We start from the raw sequence: 25,271 nt of genomic DNA on the forward strand, positions 1-25,271 counted from the left end.
CCCGCTAGGGTGTGCGGGCCTTCTCGATCTCGGGCAGCAGGGTGTCCGTGACCACCGATTGGGTGATCGGCCCGACGAAACGGTAGGTGACGATGCCTTCGCCATCGACAACGAACGTCTCGGGCAGGCCGTAGACGCCCCAGTCAAGGCCGGTGCGGGCGGTCGCGTCGGCCCCGATGGCCGCGTAGGGGTCCCCCAGTTCCTCCAGGAACCTCAGCGCGTCGGACGGCGCATCCTTGTAGTTTACGCCATAGACCGGCAGCGTCCCGGACAGGGTTTCGAGCTGCGGATGCTCCACCCGGCAGGGCACGCACCAACTGGCCCAGAAATTGACCAGCTTGACGTTGCCGTCGGTCAGCATATTGGGCGTCAGCGGCGTCCGGCCGGGCAGGGCGGTGACCGTCAGCGTGGGCGCCGGCTGGCCCACCCGGACCGAGGGCAGCGTGTCGGGATCGTCGCGCCACATTCCCTTGAGGAACAGCCCGCCCAGGAAAGCGAAGACCGCGACGGGGAGGAGGGCCAGCCATCTCATTCCTCGGCCTCCTCCAACGCGCGCTTGGCGGCCTTTCCGGCCAGAACGGACTGCACGACCAGTCCGCCGATCAGCAGGGCCGAGAGACCGTAGGCCAAAAGGATGTCGAAGGCGTAGCGGCCGAGGTCGATCATGCGTGGCGCCTCCGCAGGGCGAGGGCGTGAAGGCGACGGCGTCGGATCTCCGTCCGCGTCCGCACGAGGACGAGCGCGAGGAACAGCGCGACGAAGCCCACGATGGTCACCACCAGCGGCAGCCAGAAGACATCGGCCACGTTCTCCTCGGCATCGAGGGAAAGCGACGCGCCCTGATGCAGGCCCTGGTTCCAGAATTGCGCTGCATAGCGCGACAGGACGGCGAAGACCGTGCCGACGAGGCACAGCACGGATGTCAGGTCGGCCGCCTGGTCCTGCCCCTCGATCGACTGCCACAAGGCGATGTATCCGAGATAGAACAGCCCCAGGATCAGGAACGACGTCAGGCGCGGATCCCATTCCCAATAGGTGCCCCACATCGGTTTGCCCCAGATGGCCCCCGTCAGCAGGGCGACCACGGTCATCACCAAGCCGATCGGTGCGGCGGCCCGCGCGGCCAGCGCCGAGACATGGTGCCGTCGGATCAGCCAGATGAGCGAGGTCACCAGCATCATGAACCACGCATTGATCGCGATGAAGGCAGACGGGACGTGGATATAGATGATCTTGACCGAATGCCCCATTCGGAAATCCTCAGGCGTGAGGAAGAAGCCCCAAGCCAACCCCGTGACGCACAGCAGCGCCGCCAGCCCGGCGACCCAGGGCAGGATACGGGCCGAAAGCGACATGAAGCGGCGCGGGTTGGCATATTCCCAGACAGACATTCGGCAGTCCTATGTTCGCGGGCACGGGTCGGCAAGGGAGCCTGTGCGACGATCCGTTCACGTGACCGTGGATCGCTCCGCCAGCCGGTGAGGGCGGTCCGTCATCGCAAGTTGGCCCGCAGGACTGCCGCCGTCGCGAACGGCAGCAGTGCGATGCAGCCCAACGTGATCGCGGCGAGAAGCGCGAGTGGGGTGGCGACGGACAGGCCCTCGCCACCCCGGCGCACGATCTCGGCGCCGAAGACCAGTGTCGGAATGTAGAGCGGCAAGACGAGGAGCGACAGGAGCAGCGATCCCCGGCGGAGCCCGACGGTCACCGCCGCGCCGAACGTGCCGAGCCAGGACAGCGCCGGCGTTCCGATGGCCAGCGAGAGCACCAGCCAGGGCAAGGCGGCGGGCGGCAGGAACAGCAGAAGCGACAGCGGGGCTGCGGCAACCGTCAGGGGCAGCCCGGTCGTCAGCCAGTGCGCCAGCGCCTTGATGGCGGCGACGCCTTCCAGCGGGATGGGGGCGGTGGCGAGCAGCTCCAGCGAGCCGTCCTCGGCATCGAGCGCGAAGAGCCGGTCGAGCGACAGGAGGCAGGCCAGCAGGGCGCCGAGCCACAGGATGCCCGGTGCGATCGGGCCCAGTCGGTCGGGCTGCGGCCCGACGCCCAGCGGCACGAGCGTCGCGAGGATCAGAAAGAACGCGAGGCCGAGGCCGAACCCCCCGCCCGCACGGATCGCCAGCCGCAGGTCACGGATCAGGAGCGCGATCATTCCACCGCCTCTGCAAAGGGATCGTCGCCCGTTCGGGACATCGTTTCCGCGAATGTTGAGACATCAAGGCTCCGCGTCTGAGGCAGGCCGAGGTCGATATGCGTGGCGAGGATGGCGCAGCCGCCTTGCACCAGATGCGCCGAGACCGCCGCCGCGAACCGCGCGACATTCGCCGCGTCGAGCGACACGGTCGGCTCGTCCAGCAGCCAGATCGGACGGCCCGTCAACGGAAGGCGCGCGAGACTGGTGCGCCGCTTCTGACCCGCCGACAGGTCCGCCACGCGTCGCGGCAGCAGATCGCCAAGGTCGAACGCCGCGATGGCCGGGACGAGGTCCCGTGCGCCGAAGATCCGTGCCCAGAAATCCAGGTTCTCGGCCACGGTCAGCTGCGCCTTCAGCCCGTCGGAATGGGCGGCGTAGGCCACGGTGTCGGACGGGGGTGCGCGCCCCGTGACCGGGGGCGTCAGTCCGGCCAGCGTTCGCAACAGGGTCGTCTTGCCCGATCCGTTCGGCCCCCGCAGGATCAGCGCCGTGCCCGCCGCGACGGTGACGGCCACGTCGCGCAGCACGATCGTCTCGCCGCGGCGGCAGGTCAGGTTGACGACGTCGAGGTCCATCCGGGCGGTGTAGCGACCCCGCGCACCGAAGGGGAGGGGGTGAGTTCGTCGTCCGGTCTCCATCATCGCTGCCGACCCACGAAGTTTGAGGGAACCGCCCGCCGACCCGTCGGGACGCACATCATATATGTAAGAGCATCGCGACCGCGATGTTCAGCATACCACGGTATACCCTTGAACCCCGGGGGCGGTTGAGGCATTGACCGGGCGAACCCTGCCAGCCCCCTCGGAGGACCAACCATGACCATTCAAGTCGGAACCGACACGGCCAAGACGCGCCGCAAACTCAGCGTGGGCGACCAGGCGGTCAGCTACTACTCCATCGCGGCCGCCAGTGAAGCGGGCCTGGGGGATTTTTCCAGGCTGCCCGCCGCGCTGAAGGTCGTGCTGGAGAACATGCTGCGGTTCGAGGATGGCGGGCACACGGTCTCGACCGATGACATCAAGGCGTTCGCGGAATGGGCCGAGAAGGGCGGTAAGAACCCCCGCGAGATCGCCTATCGCCCCGCGCGCGTCCTGATGCAGGATTTCACCGGGGTCCCGGCGGTCGTGGACCTTGCCGCCATGCGCGACGGGATCAAGGCGCTGGGCGGCGATGCGCAGAAGATCAACCCGCTGAACCCGGTCGACCTGGTCATCGACCATTCGGTCATGATCGACGAGTTCGGCAACCCGCGGGCGTTTCAGGTCAATGTGGACCGCGAATACGAGCGCAACATGGAGCGGTATCAGTTCCTGAAATGGGGTCAGACCGCGTTCGACAACTTCCGCGTGGTGCCCCCGGGCACCGGCATCTGTCACCAGGTGAACCTGGAATACCTCGCACAGACCGTCTGGACCGATGAGGATCAGAGCGGCGAGACGGTGGCCTATCCCGACACGCTGGTGGGCACCGACAGCCACACCACCATGGTCAACGGCGCGGCCGTCCTGGGCTGGGGCGTCGGCGGGATCGAGGCGGAGGCCGCGATGCTGGGCCAGCCGATCTCCATGCTGATCCCCGAGGTCGTGGGCTTCGAGCTGACCGGTGCGATGGTCGAGGGGACGACGGGCACCGACCTGGTGCTGAAGGTCGTCGAGATGCTGCGCGAGAAGGGCGTGGTCGGCAAGTTTGTGGAGTTCTTCGGCAAGGGCCTCGACAACCTGCCGCTGGCGGACCGTGCGACGATCGCGAACATGGCGCCCGAGTACGGCGCGACCTGCGGCTTCTTCCCCATCGACGGCGAAACGCTGCGCTATCTGGAGAACACCGGCCGCGACAAGGACCGGATCGCCCTGGTCGAGGCCTATGCCAAGGAGAACGGATTCTGGCGTGGCGAGGATTATGCCCCCGTCTATACCGACACGCTTCATCTCGACATGGGCACCATCGTGCCCGCCATCTCGGGACCCAAGCGTCCGCAGGACTTCATCGCGCTGACGGATGCCGCCAAGGCGTTCGGCCAATACGTCAAGGGCGTGCGGTCGGGCAAGGATGCCTCCCCTCGGGCCGAGGTCCGCTGGGAGGGCGAGGGCGGCGCGCCCGAGCCGGTCGACATTCCCGGCGACGAGGGCCACCACATGCGCGGCTATGTCGAGGCCGAGGACGGGCCCTATCAACTCCATGACGGGTCCATCGTCATCGCGTCGATCACATCCTGCACCAACACGTCGAACCCCTATGTCATGATCGGGGCGGGCCTCGTCGCGCGGAAGGCGCGCGAACTGGGGCTGAACCGCAAGCCGTGGGTCAAGACGTCGCTCGCTCCGGGCAGCCAGGTCGTGTCCGCCTATCTGGAGGCGGCGGAGTTGCAGGACGATCTGGACGCCATCGGATTCAACCTGGTCGGTTACGGCTGCACCACCTGCATCGGCAACTCGGGTCCGCTCGCGCCCGAGATATCGAAGACGATCAACGATGCCGACCTGATCGCCACGTCGGTCCTGTCGGGCAACCGCAACTTCGAGGGCCGGATCAGCCCCGACGTGCGCGCCAACTACCTCGCCTCGCCACCGCTGGTCGTGGCCTATGCGTTGGTGGGCGACATGAATGTCGACATCGCGACGGCGCCCTTGGGCAAGGGGAAGGACGGGCAGGACGTCTATCTGAAGGATATCTGGCCCTCGTCCAAGGAGATCGCCGACCTGGTCGAGAAGACCGTGACCCGTGAGTCGTTCCAGGAGAAATACGCCGACGTCTTCAAGGGCGACGAGAAATGGCAGGCCGTCGAGGTTCCCAAGCAGGAAACCTATGACTGGCCCCCGACCTCGACCTACGTCCAGAACCCGCCCTATTTCCAAGACATGGACCCGAAGCCCGGCGCGATCGAGGACGTCAACGGCGCGCGCGTCCTGGCCATCCTCGGCGACATGATTACCACCGACCACATCAGCCCCGCGGGTTCGTTCAAGGAGAGCTCCCCCGCCGGCCAGTACCTGACCGAGCGTCAGGTTCCGGTGCGGGAATTCAACTCCTACGGCTCGCGTCGCGGCAATCACGAGGTGATGATGCGCGGCACCTTCGCCAACATCCGCATCCGCAACGAGATGCTGTCGGGGGTCGAGGGCGGCTATACCAAGGGCCCCGATGGCGAGCAGACCTCGATCTACGACGCCGCCATGGCCTGGCAGGAAAGGGGCGTGCCGCTCGTCGTCTTCGGCGGCGAGCAGTACGGCGCCGGCTCTTCCCGCGACTGGGCGGCCAAGGGCACCGCGCTGCTGGGTGTCCGCGCCGTCATCGCCGAGAGTTTCGAGCGTATCCACCGCTCGAACCTCGTCGGCATGGGCGTCATCCCGTTCGAGTTCACCGGCGGCGACACCCGCGAAAGCCTGGGCCTGACCGGCGAGGAGGAAGTATCGATCACCGGTCTGGCGGACGTGAAGCCGCTGCAGGAGGTGGAGGCGACGATCAAGATGCCCGGCGGCCCCGAGAAGACGATCACGCTCCGCTGCCGCATCGATACCGAGGTAGAGATCGACTACATCAAGAACGGCGGCGTCCTGCACTACGTCCTGCGGAACCTCGCCGCCGCCTGATTGCATGATCGGTGGCCGCCACGCGGGGCCCTTCGTGGCCCCGCTATTCGTTGCGTCTTCCGAATCTTGGTGCTCGGCCGGCATTCACGGTCGGGCCATGGACGAGGACCGCAGCTGGAACTCACGACGGAACAGGCGACGCTGTCCGAAAAGCGACCTCAAAGCGAATTCAAGATCTTGGTCATGGCCTATCTGCTCTGGGCTTTCTCGGTAGCGCGGCCGTGCATCGCTTCTACCTCGGTCGCATCGGTTCAGATGCCTTCCAGCTTGGCCTGTTCCTGGTCGGATTTCTGACTTTGGGGCCTGGCGTGGGCTTCCTTCTCGTCGGGATCCTCCTCGTCTGGGTCCTTGCCGATACGTTTCTGATGCCCGGTATCGCCCGCCGGGACGCGGAACTGAGGCGTGCGGTGCTGATGGCCGAAGCTCTGGCGCCAGGTTGATCGCGCTGCGAGACATTCACCAAGGGGTGATTGGCGCCCGGGGCCCAGTCGGTCTAGACCGGTCGGGCTGTTCAGGAACGGAACCCGATGACGACATCCCTTGCGCGCGCGACCTTTCTTGCCACGGCCCTGGCTTTGCCCGCCGGCGTTGCGGCCGATCCCGTCGTGGTGGAATTGTTCACATCCCAGGGGTGTTCGTCCTGCCCCCCGGCCGACGAGATGCTGGGCCAGCTTGCACATCGCGACGATGTTATCGCATTGTCGCTGCATGTCGATTACTGGGACTGGATCGGTTGGGCGGACACTTTCGCCGATCCGGCTTATAGCGACCGGCAGCGGGGCTATGCCGCCGCCGCGGGGTCCAGCGTCGTCTACACTCCGCAATTCGTGGTCGGCGGCGTCGATCAGGTCGCGGGACCGTCGGGGATGGAACTGGCCGACCTGATTGTCGCACATGACGGCGTGACGGGCGATATCCTCCGCCAGGGCGAGGGGCGCAAAGTCGTTGCCGCGTCGAGCGGAAAGCGCGGACAGCTGATCCGGGTGATCTATCGGCCCGAGACCACCGTCCGCATCCTTCGGGGTGAGAACGCGGGACGGAACATCACCTACCACAATGTCGTCGAAAGCTGGACCGTGTTGTCGGACTGGGACGGACGCGAACTGCAGATCGACGTGCCCGCGGCGCCCGACGGAATGGCGCAGGCGGTCCTTGCGCAGGCGGTGAATGACGGCAAACCCGGCGCGATCCTCGGCGCGGTTCGCGTGGACTGACGCGCTGGACGCGCGGGCGCCGTCCGTCCAACGTCCGCGGCATGATACGCGCGATTCTCTTCGACAAGGACGGCACGCTTACGGATTTTCGCGCCACGTGGGAGGCATGGATGCCCGGCATGATCGCTGATCTGGCCCGTGCCTCGGGTCAGGATGCCCACGTGATCGCACGGGGCTTCGGGTTCGACCTGGCCGCAGGGACGATCCGCCCCGACGGGCTGTTCGTGACCGCGCCGGGCCATGTCGTGGCTGCAAGGATCGCCGAGCTGATCGGATGGCGCCCCCGCGACGTCTCGGCCTGGCTCGGCCCCCGCACCGCCGAGGTGCCGCAGGTTCCCGTCGACGGTCTGCCCGCCTTGATGCGACGCCTCCGGTCTGCCGGGTTGACGCTGGGCGTTCTGACAAATGCCGACACTGCCGAGGCCGCGCATCATCTGGAACGGATCGGCGTCCGCGATGCAATATCGCGGATCATCGGCTGTGACAGCGGTTTCGGCGCCAAGCCCGATCCGCGCGGTGCCGCGGATTTCGCCGATGCTCTGGGACTTCGGCGGGCCGAGGTGCTGATGGTCGGCGATGGCACGACCGATATCGCCGCCGCCCGTGGGGCCGGCCTTCCCGTCATAGGCGTCCTGACGGGTACGCTGGATGCCGCCACCTTGTCGTGCGAAACCGATGCGGTTCTGCCCGATGTGACCCACCTGCCGGAGTGGTTGGCCACGCGGGGCCTCGCGATTCCCGCCGCTTAACCCGATCTTCAGCTTCGACTGCGAGACCTCGCGGAAACGTCGTCTCGGAGACCGCGATGCATGGTTTGATCTGCAAGGCACTGGAAGGGTTCGTGATCGACCAGCACGGCCTGCCCGAATGGGTAGCGATCTGCGACGCCGGAGGGTCGCCCGTCCGCCGGTTCGAGGCGATGCGCATCTACGATGACGCGGTGATGCTGCGACTGGTCGCAGCGGGTGCACATCGCCTGGACCGCAGCCGCATGAGTCTTTGCGAGGATGTGGGGCATTGGGTCTGCACGCATCCCCCCCTGGAACCGGTGCGGCGGCTTTTCCGGTTTTCCGGGTCCGAGTTCGTGGATCTTCTGCATTCCCTGGATGAGTTGCACGAACGCGCACAGATGGCGGTGCCGGGCATCGACGTGCCGCGCTATCGCCTGACGGCCGTGGCTCCGGGCCGGTACCGGGTCGCGTCCCGCTGGTCTGTCGCGGGCGGCGGGGCCGTCCTGACGGGAATCCTGCGCGCGATGGCGGACGACTATGGAACGCTCGCGATGATCGAACCAGGTCCCATGCGCGAGATCGACGCGGCATGGCATGAGACGGTCGAGATCCACATTGCCGAGCAGGATTTCAGCGAAGGACGTACCTTCGCCCTGGGGGGCGCGGCATGAGTTCCGTGACGTTGCCCCTCGACGTGCTGGATCGGACGATGCCGATGTGCCTGGTGGCCGATGGGAACGGGCGTATCGTCCATGTCGGTCCGACGCTGTTGCGCATCGCGCCGAACCTCGTGGGCCAGCATCTGGACGCCGCCATCCACGTCGCCCAATCCGCCCTCGTCGCGGAGCCAGCATCCACCTTGTTGCGACGCGGCAGACGGCTGCGTCTGGCTTTGGCGGGCGAGGTGGATGTCGATGGACCCGATGCGTCGACGCGATTCCGGGGCATCGGACTGCCGCTGTCGGATGGCGGCCTGCTGCTGCATCTGGCCTTCTGCGCCGACCCGGGTCCGGCCCTGCGGCGCCATGGGCTCACCGCGCGGGACCTGTCGCCGATCGACCCGACCGTCGACCTGCTGTTCCTGATCGAGGCGAACGCGGTCGTCCTGTCGGAGTTCGGGCGGCTGGGCGACCGTCTGGATGCCGCCCGTGCCGCTGCGGAGGACGACGCGGCGACGGATACCCTAACCGGACTTCGCAACCGGCGCGCGCTGGATGTGCATCTTACCCGACTGATCGATGGTCGGGACGTCCGGTTTGGTCTGATGCACCTGGATCTCGACTACTTCAAATCGGTCAATGACCGCCTCGGACACGCCGCCGGAGACCATGTTCTGAAAAAGGTCGCCGAGATCCTGCAGCAGGAGGTCCGGCGAGGTGACCTCGTCGCGCGCGTGGGCGGCGACGAGTTCGTGCTCGTTTTCGCCGGCTGCGCGGACGTAGAGATCCTCCGCCGGATCGCCGACCGTATCATCGACCGGCTCGAGGCGCCGATCGAATGGCAGGGTGAGGTTTGCCGGGTTTCGGCCAGCATTGGGATCACGATGTCCGATTTTTACGAAGCGATCGAATTGGGCCGGATGGGCAACGACGCCGATGCCGCGCTCTACGCGTCGAAGCGGGCGGGTCGATCCCGGCATTCCGTCGCCGGCGTGATCACGACGCCAGAAGCGAACGCCGGCGCATCGGCCTATCCGACCGAAAAGAGTGCGGGGCTGGCGTGACACCAAGCCGGAGACAAACAACGGTTGTCTTCGTCGACTTTCAGGTCTGCTATGGGAGACAAGCGCCGAAGTGGCAGCCCGTAGGGGGCGGGAATAAGGGCGAAGAAACAGAAGGTTAGGACGGAGTGGGACACTCGAAGTTCCCATAGTTTTCCGTAGCTTTCTGAGGAAAAGTCCCACTGATGGATTGGAAATATTACCTTTTATTTACAGCTATTTGTGTGTTCCCGTGTGCAGTCGATGTGCAGGCCATGACCATGCGGTGGGGCGCGGCGTAGGATGAGTTGCGTGAGACCTCCGGAACGACAGCCACTCTCTTTGATCGTCCACTGGCGTCATCGATATACCGACAGTCCATAGCGAAGGGACTGACAGCGCGCCTTCGACGGAGGTTCGTAAGCTTGCAACAAATGGCTCTGCCGACCTACCCGGAGGGCCGCGAGATCTCGATCCTTCGAGGCAGCAGAGAAGAGATCGCCTTCCCCATGTGGACCACTGGCAAGCGACAGGGCAAATATCGCGGACGCTCGACCCGCGCTTGAACTGCCGAAACAGCCCTCGTCGAGCGACGTTTCGAAGAGAAGGATTAGCCGGTTCGTGGACACGCATCCTATCTGACTAGAGCGTTTCCTTTGGGTCTAAGGCCCGGTCGTCGGACCGGTTCATTTCTTTAGAACAACCCTTTTGATACACCCCATTCGTTTCAGTGCGTGGTTGCAGATGAGTGCACCTCACCGAACCGTCACTCGTCCATCAGTGCTTCGATCACGGCGCAATCCGGGACCTGCTCTCCGGAGCATCGTGCGGAGACGTCCGCCAGCGTCCGCTCCAGCCGCCGCAGCTCCGTGATGCGGGCGCGGACGCCCTCCAGGTGACGCAGCGTGGTCTCGCGCACCTCGGCGCAGGTGACGCGCTCGCCGTCGACCAGCGACAGCAGCCCGCGCACCTCCTCGATCGTCAGGCCCAGCCGCCGGGCGCGGCCGATGAAGCCGAGGCGGCGGACGTCCTCCTGACCGTAGAGGCGGTAGCCGTTCGGACCCCGGTCGGGTTCGGGCATGAGGCCCGAATCCTCGTAGTAGCGCACGGTCTCGATCCCGCAGCCGGCGCGGTCGGCGAGGCCCTTGCGGGTGAGGGGGCGGCCGGGGGCGGGGGTCGTCGCCATGTCGCGCATCGTCGTCTCTCTCCTTGACCCTGTAGCTGGTGCAGACCCTACATCGGTTTGCGAACAGGATCGAGAGACACCGGACCCGCCGATATGCGACCCGACATGCCCCCCAACGCCGCCCCCGCCGACGCGCCGTGCGAACATGCTCTGAACGGCCCCGCCCTGAACGGCCCCGCCCTGAACGGCCCCGCCCTGCTCGGGATCGGGGGCGCCGGGCTGGCGGCGCTGCTGTCGGCTTCCTGCTGCTTGCTGCCGCTGGCGCTGTCGCTCGCGGGCCTGGGCGGGACGTGGCTGGCGGTGCTGGGCCCGTTCACCGTCTGGCGCGTGCCGATCCTGATCGCGGCCGGCCTCGTCGTCGCGGTTGCCTGGATCGTGATGGCCCGCCGGGGGCTGCGCCGGGTCCGCCCCCGCGCCCTCGTCGTCGCCGGACTGGCGACCGCCTCGCTCGGCCTCGCCGCGACGACGCCGCTCTGGGAGCGGGGGGCGCAGCGGGCGCTCCTCGACCTCTACTACGCGCGCCTGGACGCGCGCGCCCCTGATACGGAGATCACGCGATGACCGACGACAAGCTTCTCGGCATCGGCATCGCGGGCACGGTCGTCGCCGCGCTGTGCTGCTTCACGCCTGTCCTTGTCGTCCTGCTGGGCGCGGTCGGGCTGTCCGCCATGCTCGGATGGCTCGACTACGTGCTGCTGCCCGCGCTCGGGCTCTTCCTCCTTCTGACCCTCTACGCCCTGTGGCGGCGCGCGCGCCGCATGAAAGGCTCGTCATGACCGATACCTACGACATCGCCGTGATCGGCGCCGGCTCCGCCGGCTTCTCGGCCGCCATCACCGCCGCGGGGCAGGGGGCGAAGGTCGCGCTCGTCGGGCACGGCACGATCGGGGGGACCTGCGTCAATTTCGGCTGCGTGCCGTCGAAGACGATGATCCGCGCGGCCGAGGCGCTGCACGCCGCCCGCGCCGCCGGGCGCTTTCCCGGCCTGCACGGCGAGGCGACGCTGACGGACTGGTCTGCGCTGTTGGGCGCGAAGGACGATCTGGTCGAGACGCTGCGGCAGGCGAAATATGCCGACCTCCTGGCCGACTATCCGGGCATCGATTACCGCGAGGACCGCGCGCGCCTGGGCGCTGGCGGGCTGGTGCTGGAGGGCGGGGACCGCCTGTCCGCCGGACGGGTCGTCATCGCCACCGGATCGCGCCCGGCCATGCCGGACGTGCCGGGCCTGGAGGGCGTGCCGGTGCTCGACTCGACCGCGGCCCTCGCGCTCGAGGAACGGCCCCGATCCCTGATCGTAGTGGGCGGGGGCTATATCGGGTGCGAGCTGGCGCAGATGTTCGCCCGGTTGGGCGTCGAGGTTGCGCTCGTGACCCGCTCGCGACTGCTGCCCGAGGCGGAGCCGGAGGTCTCGGAGGCCCTGACCCGCTACCTGCGAAACGAGGGGATCGCCGTCCATGACGGGCTGACCTACGACCGGGTCGAGCGGACGCCGGACGGCGTCGCCCTGCGCCTGCGGACGGAGGCGGGCAAGGACCGGAGACTCGACGCGCAGCATCTCGTCGTCACCACGGGCCGGACGCCCAACTCGGACGGCATGGGGCTGGACGCGGCCGGCGTGGCGCGCGGCCCCCGCGGCGGGATCGAGGTCGACGACCGCCTGCGCACCACGCGGCCCGGCATCTATGCGGCGGGCGACGTCACCGGGCGCGATGCTTTCGTCTACATGGCGGCCTACGGTGCCAAGCTCGCCGCGCTCAACGCGCTGAACGGCGACGCGCACCGCTACAGCAGCGAGGCGATGCCTTGGGTCGTCTTCACCGATCCGCAGGTCGCGGGTGCGGGCCTGACCGAGGCGGCGGCACGGGCCAAGGGGATCGACGTGCGCACCTCCGTGGTGCCGCTCGACCACGTGCCGCGCGCGCTCGCCGCCCGCGACACGCGCGGGCTCGTGAAGCTGGTGGCCGAACGCGGCAGCGACCGCCTGCTCGGCGCGCAGATCATCGCCCCCGAGGGGGCGGACGCGATCCAGACCATGGTGATGGCGCTCAAGGCGCGCATGACCGTAACAGATCTCGGCGAGACGATCTTCCCCTACCTGACCACCGTCGAGGCCTGGAAGCTCGCCGCGCAGAGCTTCGATCAGGACGTCGCCAAGCTGTCCTGCTGCGCGGGCTGAAGGAGCATTCCCATGAGCGAGACATACGATCTGGTCGTCCTCGGCGTCGGCATGGCCGGCCTTACGGCCGCCAACCGATGCGCCCGCGAGGGCTGGTCCGTCGCGGTGGTCGATCCGCTTCCCTATGGCGGCACCTGCGCGCTGCGCGGGTGCGATCCCAAGAAGATGCTACGCCGGGGCGCGGAGGTGGTCGAGGCGGCGCGCATGATGTCCAAGCTAGGCGTGCGCGAGGGCGACCTAACGATCGACTGGGCCGAGCTGATGGCGCATAAGCGCAGCTTCACCGACGCCGTGCCGGGCAGGATCGAAGGCGGCCTGGACGGCAAGGGCGTGACGACCCTGCACGGCCCCGCCCGTTTCACGGGCGAGCGCAGGCTCGACGTCGACGGCCGGGCGATCGAGGCGGGCCACGTCCTGATCGCGACCGGCCAGCGCCCGCGCGACCTGGGCGTGCCGGGGGCGGAGCTGGCGACGGACTCGACCGACTTCCTGGAGCTGGACGCGCTGCCCCGACGTATCCTGTTCGTGGGCGGCGGCTACGTGTCCATGGAGTTCGCGCACATCGCCGCGCGGGCGGGCGCGGAGGTGACGGTCGCGGATCGGGGCGAGCGGCCGTTGAAGTTCTTCGATCCCGACCTCGTGGACGCGCTGGTCGCGCATTCGCGTGAGGTCGGCATGCGCTTCGAGACGGACGCCGAGCTGGTGGGGATCGCGCGGCGGGGCGCGGAGCTCGTGGCACGCTTCGCGCGGGCGGGCGACGGCTTCGAGATTGCGGCCGACCTCGTCGTGAACGGCGCGGGCCGGGTGCCCGAGACCGACGGTCTGGATCTCGATGCGGCAGGCGTCGCGCATGGGCCGAAGGGCGTCACTGTCACCGAGCACCTGCGCTCGACCACGAACGACCGCGTGTTCGCGGCCGGCGACGTGGCCGACACGGCCGGCTCGCCGCTCACGCCCGTCGCCGTCCACGAGGGCAAGGTCGCCGCCTCCAACATGATCCGCGGCGACCGCATGGTGCCGGACTACCGCGGCGTCCCGAGCGCGGCCTTCACCTTGCCCGAAATCGTCCGCATCGGCCTGAGCGAGGACGAGGCGCGGTCAGGCGACCACGCGGTCCGGGTGGCGGTGAACGACACCTCCAGTTGGTACTCCAACCGCCGCATTGGGGCCTCCCTCGGCATGACCAAGGTCATCACCGACGCCGAGACGGACGAGGTCTTGGGCGTCCACCTCCTCGGCCATCACTACGCGGAAGCGGCGAACCTGTTCGGCCTCGCCATGCGCTCGGGCCTCAAGGCGAGCGATCTCAAGCGGATGATCTCGACATATCCCACGGTCGGATCGGACGTGGGGGCGATGCTCGGGTGACGACGCGCGCCGATGCCCAGTAGGGCAGGTCGCTGACGGAAGAGACGACGAGATGATGACCGGCGGATGCATGATGGATGGTATGGGGGCGATGATGGGCGTCATGGGGGTCGGGATGCTTTTGGTCACCCTCGCACTCGTCGGGATCGGCTTCGGGACCGGATACGCGGTGGCCAAGCGGCGCTAGGACCATCAAGGCGTTCCGTTCGGACCGTTCCAGCGAGCCTGCATTACCGGATCATCCCCACGAGCGGGATCAACACGCCGAGCAGCACGGGCTGGTGGACGAGATAGATCACGAGGCTGTGCCGGCCGAGCCATGCCAGCCACTGCGCGGCGCGCCCATCCATCGGCGGCGCGCGATGCGCCCAGCCCCGTGCGAGGGCCAGGCGCGCGGCGGCCATGCCGAGCAGCGTCAGTCCGATCCATGGGAAGACGGGAACGAAGTCGTTGCTGGGCGGGGGCGCGACCGCGAAGCCGGTCCATGCCAGCCAGCGCGAGTCGAACGCCGACGACGTCCAAACGAAGCCGAGGGCGTAGGCTACGAGGCCGAGCAGGGCGATGGCGGCGGTGGGCAGGCGCAGCGCAAGGGCGCCGACGAGGCTCGCCACCGCGATGGCATGCAGGATGCCGTAGTAGACGAAGGTCCCCGGGAAGGCGGCACGGGTCACGAGCGTGATGGCGAGCGCCGCCGCGGCCAGCACGGCGAGGCGCCGCAGGAACGCGGGCCACCGGAACCCGTTCGCCGAGGCGAGGACGAGGCTCACCCCGACCAACCCCATGAAGGTGCCGGCGAGCGTGCGGCCGAACAGCAGCCACAGCGGGTAAGACGCGATCCCGGCCGGAGCGACGCCGAGATAATCGAGATCCCACACGAGGTGGAACAACACGACGCCCGCGATGGCGATGCCGCGCACGACATCGACGATATCGAGGCGCGGAATCGCGGACAATCGAACGGCCGCCTGTCGTGTCGACGACGAGCGAGTGACGGCAGAGAGCTCATTGGATCGTCGGGTCATGTCGTTCTGACTTAGCTGGCCTCAGCGCGTGGCGGCTCAGCCGGACGCGCTGGCGTCCCCGACCTCCGCGGCGGCCCAGGCGATCGCTTCGTCGCGCTCGTCCGGCGGGAAGCAGCGCAGTTCGGCGCGGGTGAGCGGATCGCCCGCCTTCGTCGCCCATTCGATCCACGTCTCGTCGGCAACGAGCGCCACGCGTCCGAAATCGCCGGCGTGCCGCGCGTCGATCCGCATGTCCGCCCAGAGCGCCGAGGGGTCCTCATAGCCCTCGAACGCGTCCATCAGGATCACGAGCGCAGGCCGGTCGTGCCGGGCGACCTGCCGGTCGATCCAGGCGTGCATCTCGTCCAGGTCGCGCTCGGACAGACTGCCCGCGCATTCCAGCGCGACGACCCCCGGCGCATCGATCGTGACGTCCTTCCACATGGTCCTTCTCCCTATCTCAGCCGTGCCCGTAGCGCTCGGCGTCCTCGTGCTTGCGGCCCGAAGGCTCGAACTCCAGCGTCGAGTGCGCGATGCCGAACCGCTCCTCCAGCCGACCCTTGATCGCGCGCTTGATGTCCTCGACCTCGCCCCAGCGATCGTCCGGGACGACGACATGGGCGTCGAGCGCGGCCGCGTGCTCGCCCATCTGCCAGAAATGCGCGTGATGGATTTCTACCACGCCGTCCACGCCCTCGGCCGCAGCGATCACCGCGTCGGTGTCGACGTCAGGCGGGCTGCCCAGCATCAGCGTACGGATCGGCCCGCCGATCTCGGTCAGCGCGAGCCAGAGGATGTAGGCCGCGATGCCGATGGTGATGGCCGGGTCCACCCAGTATAGATCGTAGAGCAGGATCAACGTGCCGCCCACGATCACGGCGACCGAGGCCAGCGCGTCCGACAGGTTGTGCAGGAAGAGCGCGCGGATGTTCACGCTGCCCTTCTGCATCGAGTAGGTCAGCAGCGCCGTCAGCGTGTCCACCGCCAGCGCCACGCCGCCCAGGATCACCACCGTCCAGCCCGCGACCTCCGAGGGCTCGATCCAGCGCATCGCGCCCTCGTAGAGCAGGTAGACCCCGATCAGGACCAGCGAGGTGTAGTTGATCAGCGCGGCCACGATCTCGACGCGACCGTAGCCGAAGGTCATCTTCGCATCGGCCGGGCGGCGCGCGATCTTTCGCGCCCCGAAGGCGATCACCAGCGAGGCCATGTCCGAGAAGTTGTGGATGGCATCGGCGATCAGCGCGAGGCTGCCCGACAAGATGCCGCCCACGATCTGCGCGACGGTGAGCAGGCCGTTGGCCCAGATGGCGACGGCGACACGGCGGTCGCCGGAGGCGGGGTCGATATGGGCGTGGCCGTGGTCGTGGGGCATGACGGTTCCTCGGATGCCTCAGGCCGGGCGCTGCGCATGCGCGTGCACATGGCCGGGGATGGCGGGAACGCGGCCCGCCCGGATGCGGCGCACCCGGGCGTTCATCCAGTGCCGGATCGCCTGACGATAGAGCAGGCCGCGCAGGAAGCCGAAGGTCTGCCCATGGGCGGCGTAGAAGGCGTCGGGCGTGTCGAAGAGGCCGAGATCGTCCTCGATGCCCGTGCGTTGGATGTAGGTGTCGCCGCCGGTCCAGGCGACGGGCGGGCGCGACAGGCAATCCGTGCCCGCGCCGTAGCCGCAGAGCGCCTCGCCCTCGCCGGCGAACCGGTCCTGCAACGCCTTCAGGAACCCGCGGTCCAGGATGAAGCCCTCGAGGTTCACCCAGCGGCCCTCATGCGCGATCTCGACCCACGAATGCAGGATGCGGTCGGGAGCGATCGGGTAGACGGCTTCGGGCACGACGCCGCGCTGGAGCGCCTTGTGGATCGTGAAGCCGTGCAGGCGGCAGGGGATGCCCAAGGCCCGCAGCAGCGCCATCAGGAGGGTGCCCTTGGTGTTGCACTGCCCATAGCCGTCGGCGAGGACCCGGCTCGCCGGGATGTCGTCGGCGCGGTTGTAGCCGAAGGCGATCTCGTTGCGAACGAAGTCGTAGGCCGCGCCGATGCGGTCGTGCTCCGGCAGGGCACGCCAGCCGCGCGCGTCGATCAGCGCGGCGATGGCCGGATGACCGTGGTCCAGAAGCGGCGTGGCCGCGAGCAGCCGGTCGGCGGGGGGCATGGGAACTCTCCTCGAATCATCTGTCGAGGGGTGTAGCAGCTACAGCGACTGTAGCTTCAAGCCCTGCTGTTTTATGCACCACGCGGCGCAGCCAGAATGATCGCCGCGCCGACGAGGCAGATCGTGGTGCCGATCAGGTCCCACCTGTCCGGCCGCTGTCCCTCGGCCAGCCACATCCAGAGCACCGAAGCGGCAATGTAGACGCCGCCATAGGCCGCGAAGGCGCGCCCCGCCGTCGCGGTCTCGACCTGAGCGAGCAGCCACCCGAAGATCGCGAGCGCGAGGAGGCCGGGCGCCAGCCAGAGCGGCGAGGCGCCCAGGCGCCACCACGCCCAGATGGCGAAGCAGCCGGCGATCTCGGCCAGCGCGGCCAGTGGATATGCGATCGCCGCGGGCATGTCAGGCGCCGATCCGCGTCCTATGCATCCGGGCCGTCATGCACTGCCTTGTGGTGCTCGCCATGCGCGTCGCGCAGGATCTCGACGCCGCCCCAGGCCGCGATCGCCGCCACCGCGACACCGACCACGAGGTCGGGCCAGTTGCCGCCGAGCCAGGCTACCAGCCCGCCCGCCACGAGGATGCCGAGATTGGCCACGAAGTCGTTGAGGCTGAACGTGTTGGCCGCGCGCACGTTCACGTCCGGATCCTGGATGCGGCGCAGCAGGAGGACGCAGGCCAGGTTCACGGCCGCGGCGATCACCGCCATCACGATCATCACCGGGCCGAGCGGGTCGGAGCCTTCGAGGAAGCGGCGCCCGGCGTCGAACAGGATCCCGATGGCGAAGAGGATGAGGAGGCCGCCCGACACGTTTGCCGCGCCGCGCTTCCACCGGCCGGACCGGGACATCGCGAACAGGCTGAGGGCGTAGACGAAGGCGTCGGAGGTGTTGTCGAGCCCGTTGGCGATCAGCGCCGAGGAGTCGCCGACCGCGCCGGTGCCGAAGAAACCCAGGGCGATGGCGACGTTCAGGATCAGGACGATCCAGAGGATGCGCCGTTGCTGCGCGTTTCGCGGCCGGATCGCCTCGCTCATGCCGTTCCTCCCGGTTCGGGGACGAACGGGGGCGGGGCCGGAGCCGTTCCGGAGGCGATTCTCACGCCCCGATCTCCTCGTGCTGCGTCAGGCATTCGGAATGGTCCCGCAGGACCTCAAGAACCCGGCACTCGGCCACGCTGTCGCCGTCGCAATCGTCCACCATGCGCTTGAGCTCCTTGCGCAGCGCCCGGAGCCGCTCGATGCGCAGCTCGACCTGCCGCAGCTGCCGCCGCGCGATCGCATCGGCGTCGGCGCAAGGACGTGAGGGGGCGTCGGAGAGATCCAGCAACTCGCGGATCGCGTCGAGCGGGAAGCCGAGCTGGCGGGAGTGGCGGATGAAGGCGAGGCGGTCGAGGTCGGCGTCGTGGTAGCGCCGCTGGCCGCCGGACGACCGGCCCGGCTCGCGCATCAGGCCGATCTGCTCGTAGTAGCGGATCGTCTGGACCTTGGTCCCGGTCCGCTTCGACAGGGTTCCGATCGTGTGCATGGCCGCTCCTACGTCTACATTCGCTGTAGGTTCTAGGTCGTCCGGCACCCGGAGGCGAGGGCGGCTTCACGGTTTCGTGACGCGATGCCGCACCGGGCGGATCGCCCCTTGAACCTCTACCCGCTGTAGGTCCTATTTCCCGACTCATGATGATTTCGACGCATTTTCTTTTCGCATGAGGACGGTTCGAACGGCGGCCTGGATACTGGTCGGCATCGCCGTGTTCGCGCTCGTCTGGCTGCTGCTTTGGGCAGATTATCGCGCAGCCCAAGTTGAAGAGGGCGGCCCGACGTTCCAGGCGGCTTTCGAACTGACGGACCACGAGGGCATGATCCGAACGCAGGAGGATTTCGCAGGCCAATGGATGCTGGTCTTCTTCGGCTTCGCGAACTGCCCGGACGTCTGCCCCACGACCCTCGCGGAGGTCGCGGCCGTGATGGACGGCCTGGGCGAGGATGCCGGCCGGGTCCAGCCGCTCTTCGTCTCGATCGATCCGGAACGGGACACGCCGACCGCGCTCGCGGAGTTCGTGCCGGCCTTCGGCGCGGGCATCGTAGGGCTGACCGGCACGCCGGAGCAGATCGCGCGAACGGCGGACGGCTTCCACATCTACTACGATAAGGTCGAGGAGGCCGCGGCACCGGGCGGCTACACGATGGGCCATTCCTCGCAGCTGTTCCTCTTCGGTCCGGAGGCCGGCTACGTCCGGTCCTGGCCCTACGGCACGCCGGCCGAGGAGATCCTCGCCGACCTGAACGAGCACCTCGCATCATGATCAACAAGGTCAGAGGAGAGGCCGCGCTGGCGGCCGCCTGGGCCGTCGCGCTCGTCGCGTCGCTGTCCGTCCTGTTCATCGGCGAGGTGCTGGGCCAGATGCCCTGCCTGCTCTGCTGGTACCAGCGCGCCTTCATGTTCCCGCTGGCGATCGTACTGGGGCTCGGGCTGTGGTGGCGGGACGCGCGGGTCGGGCGCTACGGCGTCGCGCTGGCCCTCGGCGGCGGGGCGGTCGCGCTCTGGCATATGGGGCTGTATGTCGGCCTCGTTCCCGAGCCGATCCAGCCCTGCACCGCGACCGGCCCGTCCTGCACCGACGAGAACCAGCTGGTCCTCGGCATTCCCATCCCCCTCCTGTCGCTGATCGCCTTCGCGCTCGTCGCAGGTCTTTCGGCGCTTTCCCTCAAGGAGACCCGTTCATGAACCGCAGACCCCTGATCCTGGGCGTCCTCGTCGTCGCCCTCGCGGCCTTCGTCGCCGCGGCCTGGTACGCCACCCGGCCCGCCCCGGTGGTCGCCGCCGCATCCGTCCCGGCCGAGCAGGCGGAGGCGCTGCTGCGTCCCCACGCGCCGATCCTCGGTCCGGAGGACGCGCCAGTCACCATCGTCGAGTTCTTCGACCCGGCCTGCGAGGCGTGTCGCGCGTTCCATCCCATCGTGAAGGACATCATGGCCGAGCACGGCGACGCGGTGCGCGTGGCGATCCGCTACACGCCGTTCCACGGCGAGGCCTCCGAGGAGGCGATCCGTGTTCTGGAGGCGGCCCGGATGCAGGGCGTCTACGAGCCCGTGCTGGAAGTCGTGCTGCGCGAGCAGCCCCGATGGGCATCGCATGGCGCGCCGAACGCGGATCTGGTGCTCGACATTGCCGCCTCCGCGGGCCTCGATCCCGAGCTCGCGCGCGATCAGATGCGGGCGCCGGATGTCGTCGGCATCCTCAACCAGGACCGCGCCGACGTCGAGACCGTGGGCATCCGCGGGACGCCGACCTTTTTCGTCAACGGCAAGCCGGTGGAGCCGTTCGGCGAGGCCACGCTGCGCGCGCTGGTGGCGGCCGAGGTCGCGGCGGCCGGGTCCTGATCGCGTGGGTAGGGTGCGAGGAGGAGTCCGCATGAACCGGATAGCCATGGCCGCGCTGGCGGCTCTGACGGCGGCCGCGGGCCTGGGCCCGGCGCAGGCCGGTTCGGAGGACGTCGTGGTCGAGAACGCCTGGGCCCGCGCCACCATCGGCACGGCCCGTCCGGGCGCCGCCTACCTGACGCTTCGCAACGCGGGCGATGCGACCCTGACGCTGACGGGCGTCGCCGCGCCGATCGCCGGGCGGGCCGAGATCCATCTGAGCTCCATGGACGACAATGGCGTCAGCTCCATGATGCCGGCAGGCGAAATCGCGGTCGGTCCCAGCGAAAGTATACCGCTGGAGCCCGGCGGGCTGCACGTGATGCTGATGGACCTGCAAAGTTCGCTGGACGAGGGCGACGCCTTCGAGCTGATGCTGACCTTCTCGGACGGCGGCGAGGTGACGGTCCCCGTCGCCGTGCTCGGCATCACCGCCCGCGGGCCCGGGGGCTGATGCGGCGCAGGACGATCCTCGGCACCGGCGCAGGCGGCGTCGCCGCGCTCGGGCTGACACTGCTGGCGGGGTGGTGGCAGGTGGACGGACCCGGCGCGCCGGATGCCGCCGAGGATCCGTTGCCCCTGCCGCTCACGGCGATGGCGTTCGATCTGGTGGACCACGAGGGGCGCCCCGTGGGCCCCGAGACGCTAGTCGGGCGCCCGACGCTCCTGTTCTTCGGCTTCACCTGGTGCCCCGATGTCTGCCCCACGACGCTGGCCGACATCTCGGGCTGGCTGGACGACCTGGGCGACGAGGCCAGCGACATGAACGTCGTCCTGGTCTCGGTGGACCCGGAACGGGACACGCCGGAGGTGCTCGCGGAGTATGTCGGCTACTTCCACCCGGCGATCCGCGGCTGGACCGGGGCGCCCCGCGAAGTTAGCCGGGCGCTCGACGGCTTCCGGGCGCGGGCCGAGAAGGTTCCGACCGGGGACGGCGACTACACGATGAACCACACCGCGGGCGTCTTCCTGTTCGACGCGGCGGGCCGGTTCGCGAGCATCATCGACTATCACGAGCCGAGGGAGTTCGCAGTGCCGAAGATACGGCGCGCGTTGAGGCGGAACACAGAGGGGCAGACATGAGATTGAGATACTTGGCCGCGGGGCTGACCGTGGCGGGCGGCGCGTCGATGGCGGCGGTCGGTATGGCTTCGTTCGGAAAGGAGCCCGTCCCCCCGGCGCTGGCCGCGGCGGCCGCTTGGCAACCCGAGATGCCGACGCTTCCGCCGCCGGAGACGCTCGCGCCGGACCTCGTCGCCCTGCCATTGGACTCCCCGCCGGGTGTCCGCCCCCCGGTCGTCCTGGCCGCCGCCGCCGCCCCCGCGCCGATGCTGGAGGTCGAGCCGCCGCTGCCGACTTGGTCGCGCGAGGTCGCGCCGGGCGAGACGCTCGACGCGGTGCTGGCGGAAGCCGGCCTCGCCGCGGCGGACCGGGCGGAGGCCGCACTCGCCCTGGGCGCGGAGTACGATCTGCGGCGGCTGCGCCCGGGTCATGGAGTCGACGTGGTCAAGGCGCCGGAAGGCGGGCCCCGCGCCGTCACCCTTCGCGTCGACGACGGCGTGCGGATCGAGGCGTCGTTCGGCGCGCGGCCGGTGGTCCGTGTGATGGCCCCCGAGCCCGAGATTGTGTCCCTGGCCGGCGAGACGCGCGTCGAGTCCTCGCTCTTCGCGGCGCTGGACGCGGCCGACATGCCTGCCCGCTTCGCCGTCGACCTCGCGCAGATGCTGGGCGGCGCGGTGGACTTCCGCCGCGACCTGGGCGGCGGCGAGACGCTGCGCGTGATGTGGCGCGAGGCGCGGGTCGGGGACGACCTCGTGGGCCAGCCCGAGCTCGCCTTCGCGGCGCTCGACCTCGGCGACGCGCTCTTCGAGGTGGCCTGGCCCGAGGACGGGACCGGCCGCGCGACGATCTACCTCGACGGCGAGGTGCAGCGCATCTTCGCACAGCCCGTGGAGGGCGCGCGTCTTAGCTCGGTCTTCGGCCGCCGGGTCCATCCGGTCTTCGGCAACGTGCGGATGCATACGGGCGTCGACTTCGCCGCCGCGCAGGGCACGCCGGTCCGCGCCACCGCGCCGGGTCGCGTCTCCTTCGTCGGCTGGCGCGGCGGCTACGGACGCGTCGTCGAGATCGCCCACGACCCCGAGATCATGACGCGCTACGCGCATCTGAGCGCGGTGCCGGGCGGGCTGTCCGAAGGGCAGCGCGTGGCGGCCGGGGACATGATCGGCCGGGTCGGCGCGACCGGAACGGCCACGGGGCCGAACCTGCATTACGAGGTGCGGGTGGACGGACGGCCGACCGATCCGCTGTCGGACGAGCGGCTGGCGGAAGCGGCCGAGCACGATGGGCAGGCCGACGTGGCGCTGGAGCGGCTGGCGGAGGCGCGCGCGACGCTCGAGGACGCGCTCACCGGCGCGTCGCCCGATGATCCGAACGAAAGGCTCTGAACCATGGAACCACGCCACTCGAAGATCGAGTCGGAGAAGCCCGTGCATCCCCTGGGCCCCGCCCTGCGGCGAACGGGCAGGGGGGCGCTCCTGACCGGCGCCCTGCTGACGCTCGGAGCTTGCGCGGTTCCAGTCGGAACGGAGAGAGCGCCGGAGCAGGGCATCTCGCCCGAGGCAATGGAGCAGATCGCCGTCCTGGCGGCCCCGTATCAGGATCTGAGCACCGTCGAACGGCGACCCGGCGACGGGTGCTACTGGTACCGCCATGTCGGACCGGTCGAGACGACGATGCTCCCGCTGCGCACGCCCGAAGGAAATCCGATCTGCTCCGGGACGTCGGCCGGGTCATGAGGACGCGGCGTTGCGACTGTCCAACCGTCGCCATTCCGGCGCCCCGCTGGGCAGCGGCCCGGCAGGGCGGGATCATGAGGCCGTCAGCTGTGCGCCACCGACGGCCCGTCGCCCGCAGGCTTGTAGAGGAAGGCCGTCACCCCGGTCTCGACCCGGTCGTAGAGGTCGTTGATGTGGGGCATGACCATCCGCACGCAGCCCGAGCTGGCGCGCGAGCCGATCGAGCCCGGCGACGGCGTGCCGTGGATGCGCAGATAGGTGTCGCGGCCGCCATCGAAAAGGTAGAGCGCGCGCGAGCCGAGCGCGTTCTGGGGGCCCGGCTCCATCCCGTCCTCGTACTGCGCATAGGCCTCGGGCTCGCGCCGGATCATGTCCTGCGTGGGCGTCCAGTGCGGCCACCGCACCTTGCGGCCGATCCGGTAGGTGCCCGGCTCGTAGAGGCCGTCGCGGCCGATGGCCACGCCGTAGCGCATGGCGGTGCCGCCCTCCTCGATATGGTAGAGGTAGCGCGCCGTCGCGTCCACGTGGATGTCGCCGGGCACGAGGCCGGGCCGGGCCGTGACCCGCTGCGGCAGCAGGCGCGGATGCAGGCCCCAGGGATTGGTCGTGGCCGGGTCGTAGCCCGGCGGCGTGACCTGCGCGTCCCAGGCCGCTTTCTGCGCGTCCGTGGGCCAGCGGCTCGCGAGGGCCGGGCCTGTGGCCGCGGTCGAGAGCAGGGCGGAGGTCGTCGCGATGAAATGGCGTCTGGTCAGCATGGGATAGGCCTATTCCTTGAAGATTTCGCCTCCGCGCTACACGCAGGGGGCTCATGTTTCAAACCGGCGACGGCAAGTCCGGGTTCCGGCGCGGGCCGTGGGAGTTCGTCGGGGCTCGAGGCGTCGGCCCGCGAACTTCACGCGATTTTGCGTGGCCGGACCGTGAGCGTCGTCGGGCCGTCCATCCCGGCATCGGGGGGGCGACGATGACCGAACTATCCCCCATCATGCTGGGCCTCCTGGGCAGCCTCGCCGCCGGCTCCATGACGGCGATCGGGGCGGTCCCGGTCCTGTTCGGCCGGCTCCCGTCGCGCTCCACGCGGGACATGGCGCTCGGCTTCGCGGCTGGCGTGATGCTGGCTGCGTCCTTCTTTTCCCTCATAATCCCCGCGCTCGATGCCGCCGAGCCGATGTTCGAGAACGGCGCGATGCCCGCCGCCGTGGTCTGCGTCTCGATCCTTCTGGGCATGGGCGCGGTCGCGCTGATGAACGAGCGGCTTCCGCACGAGCACTTCGCCTCGGGGCGCGAGGGGCCGCAGGCCGCTTCGCTCAGGCGCGTCTGGCTCTTCATCATCGCCATCACCATCCACAACTTCCCCGAGGGCCTCGCCGTGGGCGTGGGCTTCGGCGCGGACGGGATGTCCGGCGGCCTGCCGCTCGCCATCGGCATCGGGTTGCAGAACGCCCCCGAGGGGCTGGCGGTGGCCGTCTCGCTGCTGGGCGAAGGGTACTCGAAGGTCCGGGCCTGGGGCATCGCAGCGCTGACCGGCATGGTCGAGCCCCTGGGCGGCCTTCTCGGCGCGGGCGTCGTCACCCTGTCCCAGCCGCTCCTGCCCTGGGGCCTCGCCTTTGCGGCGGGCGCGATGCTCTACGTCATCAGCCACGAGATCATCCCCGAGACGCACCGCAGCGGCCATCAGAACCGCGCGACGCTGGGGCTCGCCGTGGGCCTCGTCATCATGCTGTTCCTCGACGTGTGGCTGGGATGAGCG

Annotated in this window: 32 protein-coding genes; 18 read left to right on the plus strand and 14 right to left on the minus strand. The window is 69.0% G+C overall.

The features are described 5' to 3' along the window. Nucleotides 1-4 precede the first annotated feature (4 nt). From MWU52_RS01050 to ccmA, 5 genes are all read right to left on the minus strand, one after another. Nucleotides 5-532, minus strand: a complete 528-nt coding sequence (locus tag MWU52_RS01050) for a DsbE family thiol:disulfide interchange protein (RefSeq protein ID WP_246948420.1) — start codon at nucleotides 530-532, stop codon at nucleotides 5-7. Continuing rightward, nucleotides 529-666 carry a heme exporter protein CcmD gene (gene ccmD, locus MWU52_RS01055; protein ID WP_246948424.1) on the minus strand — a complete coding sequence of 46 codons (138 nt, stop codon included), beginning with the start codon at nucleotides 664-666 and terminating at the stop codon, nucleotides 529-531. The genes MWU52_RS01050 and ccmD overlap by 4 nt, the downstream gene beginning before the upstream one ends. Then, a complete protein-coding gene (gene ccmC, locus MWU52_RS01060; protein ID WP_246948430.1) occupies nucleotides 663-1,391 on the minus strand; it encodes a heme ABC transporter permease CcmC in 729 nt (242 codons plus the stop codon). Before ccmC ends, ccmD begins: the two co-directional genes overlap by 4 nt. A 101-nt stretch (nucleotides 1,392-1,492) precedes the next feature. Further along, on the minus strand, nucleotides 1,493-2,149 hold the full coding sequence (ccmB, locus tag MWU52_RS01065; protein ID WP_246948432.1) for a heme exporter protein CcmB: 657 nt from the start codon (nucleotides 2,147-2,149) through the stop codon (nucleotides 1,493-1,495). Continuing rightward, nucleotides 2,146-2,766, minus strand: coding sequence for a heme ABC exporter ATP-binding protein CcmA (ccmA, locus tag MWU52_RS01070; RefSeq protein ID WP_246948434.1), 621 nt, complete (start codon nucleotides 2,764-2,766; stop codon nucleotides 2,146-2,148). Before ccmA ends, ccmB begins: the two co-directional genes overlap by 4 nt. A 240-nt stretch (nucleotides 2,767-3,006) precedes the next feature. Between ccmA and acnA the strand changes: the two genes are divergently transcribed. The 6 genes from acnA (at nucleotide 3,007) to MWU52_RS01100 (ending at nucleotide 9,449) form a co-directional block, all read left to right on the plus strand. Further along, the gene (acnA, locus tag MWU52_RS01075; RefSeq protein ID WP_246948436.1) at nucleotides 3,007-5,781 is read left to right on the plus strand and encodes an aconitate hydratase AcnA; all 2,775 of its coding nucleotides are present in this window, start codon (nucleotides 3,007-3,009) and stop codon (nucleotides 5,779-5,781) included. Between the two features lie 221 nt (nucleotides 5,782-6,002). Continuing rightward, nucleotides 6,003-6,221: a TM2 domain-containing protein gene (locus tag MWU52_RS01080; RefSeq protein ID WP_246948437.1), complete on the plus strand. Its 219-nt coding sequence runs from the start codon at nucleotides 6,003-6,005 to the stop codon at nucleotides 6,219-6,221. A gap of 87 nt (nucleotides 6,222-6,308) precedes the next feature. Continuing rightward, entirely contained in the window at nucleotides 6,309-6,995 is a 687-nt protein-coding gene (locus tag MWU52_RS01085; protein WP_246948439.1) for a DUF1223 domain-containing protein, read from the plus strand. Between the two features lie 41 nt (nucleotides 6,996-7,036). After that, on the plus strand, nucleotides 7,037-7,744 hold the full coding sequence (locus tag MWU52_RS01090) for an HAD family hydrolase (protein WP_246948447.1): 708 nt from the start codon (nucleotides 7,037-7,039) through the stop codon (nucleotides 7,742-7,744). 56 nt (nucleotides 7,745-7,800) lie between these two features. Continuing rightward, a complete protein-coding gene (locus MWU52_RS01095; RefSeq protein ID WP_246948449.1) occupies nucleotides 7,801-8,397 on the plus strand; it encodes a heme NO-binding domain-containing protein in 597 nt (198 codons plus the stop codon). Then, the gene (locus MWU52_RS01100) at nucleotides 8,394-9,449 is read left to right on the plus strand and encodes a GGDEF domain-containing protein (RefSeq protein ID WP_246948451.1); all 1,056 of its coding nucleotides are present in this window, start codon (nucleotides 8,394-8,396) and stop codon (nucleotides 9,447-9,449) included. Before MWU52_RS01095 ends, MWU52_RS01100 begins: the two co-directional genes overlap by 4 nt. Nucleotides 9,450-10,191: 742 nt before the next feature. On the opposite strand, the gene MWU52_RS01105 is transcribed toward MWU52_RS01100, so the two are convergent. After that, nucleotides 10,192-10,611 (minus strand): helix-turn-helix domain-containing protein, encoded by a 420-nt coding sequence (locus MWU52_RS01105; protein WP_246948453.1) that lies wholly within the window; start codon nucleotides 10,609-10,611, stop codon nucleotides 10,192-10,194. A gap of 105 nt (nucleotides 10,612-10,716) precedes the next feature. Here MWU52_RS01105 and MWU52_RS01110 point away from each other — a divergent pair, with 105 nt between their 5' ends. From MWU52_RS01110 to MWU52_RS01125, 4 genes are read left to right on the plus strand one after another with little or no spacing between them, the layout of a single operon-like run. After that, nucleotides 10,717-11,172 (plus strand): hypothetical protein, encoded by a 456-nt coding sequence (locus MWU52_RS01110; RefSeq protein ID WP_246948454.1) that lies wholly within the window; start codon nucleotides 10,717-10,719, stop codon nucleotides 11,170-11,172. After that, nucleotides 11,169-11,387 (plus strand): mercury resistance system transport protein MerF, encoded by a 219-nt coding sequence (gene merF, locus MWU52_RS01115; protein WP_246948455.1) that lies wholly within the window; start codon nucleotides 11,169-11,171, stop codon nucleotides 11,385-11,387. Before MWU52_RS01110 ends, merF begins: the two co-directional genes overlap by 4 nt. After that, entirely contained in the window at nucleotides 11,384-12,790 is a 1,407-nt protein-coding gene (merA, locus tag MWU52_RS01120) for a mercury(II) reductase (RefSeq protein ID WP_246948456.1), read from the plus strand. Before merF ends, merA begins: the two co-directional genes overlap by 4 nt. Before the next feature lie 12 nt (nucleotides 12,791-12,802). After that, a complete protein-coding gene (locus MWU52_RS01125; protein ID WP_246948458.1) occupies nucleotides 12,803-14,158 on the plus strand; it encodes an NAD(P)/FAD-dependent oxidoreductase in 1,356 nt (451 codons plus the stop codon). 230 nt (nucleotides 14,159-14,388) lie between these two features. Here the strand turns inward: MWU52_RS01125 and MWU52_RS01130 are convergent, their stop codons facing one another. The 7 genes from MWU52_RS01130 to MWU52_RS01160 all read right to left on the minus strand — a co-directional run bounded on the left by MWU52_RS01130 (nucleotide 14,389) and on the right by MWU52_RS01160 (nucleotide 18,834). Beyond that, on the minus strand, nucleotides 14,389-15,111 hold the full coding sequence (locus tag MWU52_RS01130) for a heparan-alpha-glucosaminide N-acetyltransferase (RefSeq protein ID WP_246948461.1): 723 nt from the start codon (nucleotides 15,109-15,111) through the stop codon (nucleotides 14,389-14,391). Nucleotides 15,112-15,216: 105 nt separating this feature from the next. Then, nucleotides 15,217-15,603, minus strand: a complete 387-nt coding sequence (locus MWU52_RS01135; protein ID WP_246948463.1) for an STAS/SEC14 domain-containing protein — start codon at nucleotides 15,601-15,603, stop codon at nucleotides 15,217-15,219. Between the two features lie 16 nt (nucleotides 15,604-15,619). Continuing rightward, nucleotides 15,620-16,534, minus strand: a complete 915-nt coding sequence (locus MWU52_RS01140) for a cation diffusion facilitator family transporter (protein ID WP_246948465.1) — start codon at nucleotides 16,532-16,534, stop codon at nucleotides 15,620-15,622. An 18-nt stretch (nucleotides 16,535-16,552) separates the two neighbouring features. Next, nucleotides 16,553-17,311: a transglutaminase family protein gene (locus MWU52_RS01145; protein ID WP_246948466.1), complete on the minus strand. Its 759-nt coding sequence runs from the start codon at nucleotides 17,309-17,311 to the stop codon at nucleotides 16,553-16,555. Nucleotides 17,312-17,382: 71 nt separating this feature from the next. Continuing rightward, a complete protein-coding gene (locus MWU52_RS01150) occupies nucleotides 17,383-17,709 on the minus strand; it encodes a YnfA family protein (RefSeq protein WP_246948467.1) in 327 nt (108 codons plus the stop codon). A gap of 20 nt (nucleotides 17,710-17,729) precedes the next feature. After that, the gene (locus MWU52_RS01155; protein WP_246948469.1) at nucleotides 17,730-18,344 is read right to left on the minus strand and encodes a cation transporter; all 615 of its coding nucleotides are present in this window, start codon (nucleotides 18,342-18,344) and stop codon (nucleotides 17,730-17,732) included. Between the two features lie 61 nt (nucleotides 18,345-18,405). Next, nucleotides 18,406-18,834 (minus strand): helix-turn-helix domain-containing protein, encoded by a 429-nt coding sequence (locus tag MWU52_RS01160; RefSeq protein WP_246948470.1) that lies wholly within the window; start codon nucleotides 18,832-18,834, stop codon nucleotides 18,406-18,408. Between the two features lie 175 nt (nucleotides 18,835-19,009). On the opposite strand from MWU52_RS01160, the gene MWU52_RS01165 reads away from it, so the two are divergent. Genes MWU52_RS01165 through MWU52_RS01195 form a run of 7 tightly spaced genes read left to right on the plus strand, consistent with a single transcriptional unit; the run spans nucleotide 19,010 to nucleotide 23,524 of the window. Beyond that, nucleotides 19,010-19,609: an SCO family protein gene (locus tag MWU52_RS01165; protein ID WP_246948472.1), complete on the plus strand. Its 600-nt coding sequence runs from the start codon at nucleotides 19,010-19,012 to the stop codon at nucleotides 19,607-19,609. Next, on the plus strand, nucleotides 19,609-20,031 hold the full coding sequence (locus tag MWU52_RS01170; RefSeq protein ID WP_246952705.1) for a disulfide bond formation protein B: 423 nt from the start codon (nucleotides 19,609-19,611) through the stop codon (nucleotides 20,029-20,031). Before MWU52_RS01165 ends, MWU52_RS01170 begins: the two co-directional genes overlap by 1 nt. Further along, the gene (locus MWU52_RS01175) at nucleotides 20,028-20,687 is read left to right on the plus strand and encodes a thioredoxin domain-containing protein (protein WP_246948474.1); all 660 of its coding nucleotides are present in this window, start codon (nucleotides 20,028-20,030) and stop codon (nucleotides 20,685-20,687) included. Before MWU52_RS01170 ends, MWU52_RS01175 begins: the two co-directional genes overlap by 4 nt. 31 nt (nucleotides 20,688-20,718) lie before the next feature. Beyond that, nucleotides 20,719-21,180 carry a copper chaperone PCu(A)C gene (locus MWU52_RS01180; protein ID WP_246948478.1) on the plus strand — a complete coding sequence of 154 codons (462 nt, stop codon included), beginning with the start codon at nucleotides 20,719-20,721 and terminating at the stop codon, nucleotides 21,178-21,180. After that, complete coding sequence (locus tag MWU52_RS01185; RefSeq protein WP_246948479.1) at nucleotides 21,180-21,809, plus strand: SCO family protein; 630 nt, start codon at nucleotides 21,180-21,182, stop codon at nucleotides 21,807-21,809. Before MWU52_RS01180 ends, MWU52_RS01185 begins: the two co-directional genes overlap by 1 nt. Beyond that, on the plus strand, nucleotides 21,806-23,173 hold the full coding sequence (locus MWU52_RS01190) for a M23 family metallopeptidase (RefSeq protein ID WP_246948480.1): 1,368 nt from the start codon (nucleotides 21,806-21,808) through the stop codon (nucleotides 23,171-23,173). Before MWU52_RS01185 ends, MWU52_RS01190 begins: the two co-directional genes overlap by 4 nt. Nucleotides 23,174-23,176: 3 nt before the next feature. Next, nucleotides 23,177-23,524: a hypothetical protein gene (locus MWU52_RS01195; RefSeq protein ID WP_246948482.1), complete on the plus strand. Its 348-nt coding sequence runs from the start codon at nucleotides 23,177-23,179 to the stop codon at nucleotides 23,522-23,524. Between the two features lie 83 nt (nucleotides 23,525-23,607). Here MWU52_RS01195 and MWU52_RS01200 read toward each other — a convergent pair whose 3' ends face one another. Further along, nucleotides 23,608-24,279 carry a L,D-transpeptidase gene (locus MWU52_RS01200; protein ID WP_246948484.1) on the minus strand — a complete coding sequence of 224 codons (672 nt, stop codon included), beginning with the start codon at nucleotides 24,277-24,279 and terminating at the stop codon, nucleotides 23,608-23,610. A 206-nt stretch (nucleotides 24,280-24,485) separates the two neighbouring features. On the opposite strand from MWU52_RS01200, the gene MWU52_RS01205 reads away from it, so the two are divergent. Then, entirely contained in the window at nucleotides 24,486-25,268 is a 783-nt protein-coding gene (locus tag MWU52_RS01205; RefSeq protein ID WP_246948488.1) for a ZIP family metal transporter, read from the plus strand. Nucleotides 25,269-25,271: the final 3 nt, after the last annotated feature.

This window comes from Jannaschia sp. S6380 (genome assembly GCF_023015695.1).
In the GTDB taxonomy this organism is placed as follows: domain Bacteria; phylum Pseudomonadota; class Alphaproteobacteria; order Rhodobacterales; family Rhodobacteraceae; genus Jannaschia.

Excerpts from the sequence above, each read along its gene's own strand:
- MWU52_RS01050 (WP_246948420.1), bottom strand. The coding sequence starts at position 532 with ATGAGATGGCTGGCCCTCCTCCCCGTCGCGGTCTTCGCTTTCCTGGGC.
- ccmD (WP_246948424.1), bottom strand. The coding sequence starts at position 666 with ATGATCGACCTCGGCCGCTACGCCTTCGACATCCTTTTGGCCTACGGT.
- ccmC (WP_246948430.1), bottom strand. The coding sequence starts at position 1,391 with ATGTCTGTCTGGGAATATGCCAACCCGCGCCGCTTCATGTCGCTTTCG.
- ccmB (WP_246948432.1), bottom strand. The coding sequence starts at position 2,149 with ATGATCGCGCTCCTGATCCGTGACCTGCGGCTGGCGATCCGTGCGGGC.
- ccmA (WP_246948434.1), bottom strand. The coding sequence starts at position 2,766 with ATGGACCTCGACGTCGTCAACCTGACCTGCCGCCGCGGCGAGACGATC.
- acnA (WP_246948436.1), top strand. The coding sequence starts at position 3,007 with ATGACCATTCAAGTCGGAACCGACACGGCCAAGACGCGCCGCAAACTC.
- MWU52_RS01085 (WP_246948439.1), top strand. The coding sequence starts at position 6,309 with ATGACGACATCCCTTGCGCGCGCGACCTTTCTTGCCACGGCCCTGGCT.
- MWU52_RS01090 (WP_246948447.1), top strand. The coding sequence starts at position 7,037 with ATGATACGCGCGATTCTCTTCGACAAGGACGGCACGCTTACGGATTTT.
- MWU52_RS01095 (WP_246948449.1), top strand. The coding sequence starts at position 7,801 with ATGCATGGTTTGATCTGCAAGGCACTGGAAGGGTTCGTGATCGACCAG.
- MWU52_RS01100 (WP_246948451.1), top strand. The coding sequence starts at position 8,394 with ATGAGTTCCGTGACGTTGCCCCTCGACGTGCTGGATCGGACGATGCCG.
- MWU52_RS01105 (WP_246948453.1), bottom strand. The coding sequence starts at position 10,611 with ATGGCGACGACCCCCGCCCCCGGCCGCCCCCTCACCCGCAAGGGCCTC.
- MWU52_RS01110 (WP_246948454.1), top strand. The coding sequence starts at position 10,717 with ATGCCCCCCAACGCCGCCCCCGCCGACGCGCCGTGCGAACATGCTCTG.
- merF (WP_246948455.1), top strand. The coding sequence starts at position 11,169 with ATGACCGACGACAAGCTTCTCGGCATCGGCATCGCGGGCACGGTCGTC.
- merA (WP_246948456.1), top strand. The coding sequence starts at position 11,384 with ATGACCGATACCTACGACATCGCCGTGATCGGCGCCGGCTCCGCCGGC.
- MWU52_RS01125 (WP_246948458.1), top strand. The coding sequence starts at position 12,803 with ATGAGCGAGACATACGATCTGGTCGTCCTCGGCGTCGGCATGGCCGGC.
- MWU52_RS01135 (WP_246948463.1), bottom strand. The coding sequence starts at position 15,603 with ATGTGGAAGGACGTCACGATCGATGCGCCGGGGGTCGTCGCGCTGGAA.
- MWU52_RS01140 (WP_246948465.1), bottom strand. The coding sequence starts at position 16,534 with ATGCCCCACGACCACGGCCACGCCCATATCGACCCCGCCTCCGGCGAC.
- MWU52_RS01145 (WP_246948466.1), bottom strand. The coding sequence starts at position 17,311 with ATGCCCCCCGCCGACCGGCTGCTCGCGGCCACGCCGCTTCTGGACCAC.
- MWU52_RS01150 (WP_246948467.1), bottom strand. The coding sequence starts at position 17,709 with ATGCCCGCGGCGATCGCATATCCACTGGCCGCGCTGGCCGAGATCGCC.
- MWU52_RS01155 (WP_246948469.1), bottom strand. The coding sequence starts at position 18,344 with ATGAGCGAGGCGATCCGGCCGCGAAACGCGCAGCAACGGCGCATCCTC.
- MWU52_RS01160 (WP_246948470.1), bottom strand. The coding sequence starts at position 18,834 with ATGCACACGATCGGAACCCTGTCGAAGCGGACCGGGACCAAGGTCCAG.
- MWU52_RS01165 (WP_246948472.1), top strand. The coding sequence starts at position 19,010 with ATGAGGACGGTTCGAACGGCGGCCTGGATACTGGTCGGCATCGCCGTG.
- MWU52_RS01175 (WP_246948474.1), top strand. The coding sequence starts at position 20,028 with ATGAACCGCAGACCCCTGATCCTGGGCGTCCTCGTCGTCGCCCTCGCG.
- MWU52_RS01180 (WP_246948478.1), top strand. The coding sequence starts at position 20,719 with ATGAACCGGATAGCCATGGCCGCGCTGGCGGCTCTGACGGCGGCCGCG.
- MWU52_RS01185 (WP_246948479.1), top strand. The coding sequence starts at position 21,180 with ATGCGGCGCAGGACGATCCTCGGCACCGGCGCAGGCGGCGTCGCCGCG.
- MWU52_RS01190 (WP_246948480.1), top strand. The coding sequence starts at position 21,806 with ATGAGATTGAGATACTTGGCCGCGGGGCTGACCGTGGCGGGCGGCGCG.
- MWU52_RS01195 (WP_246948482.1), top strand. The coding sequence starts at position 23,177 with ATGGAACCACGCCACTCGAAGATCGAGTCGGAGAAGCCCGTGCATCCC.
- MWU52_RS01200 (WP_246948484.1), bottom strand. The coding sequence starts at position 24,279 with ATGCTGACCAGACGCCATTTCATCGCGACGACCTCCGCCCTGCTCTCG.
- MWU52_RS01205 (WP_246948488.1), top strand. The coding sequence starts at position 24,486 with ATGACCGAACTATCCCCCATCATGCTGGGCCTCCTGGGCAGCCTCGCC.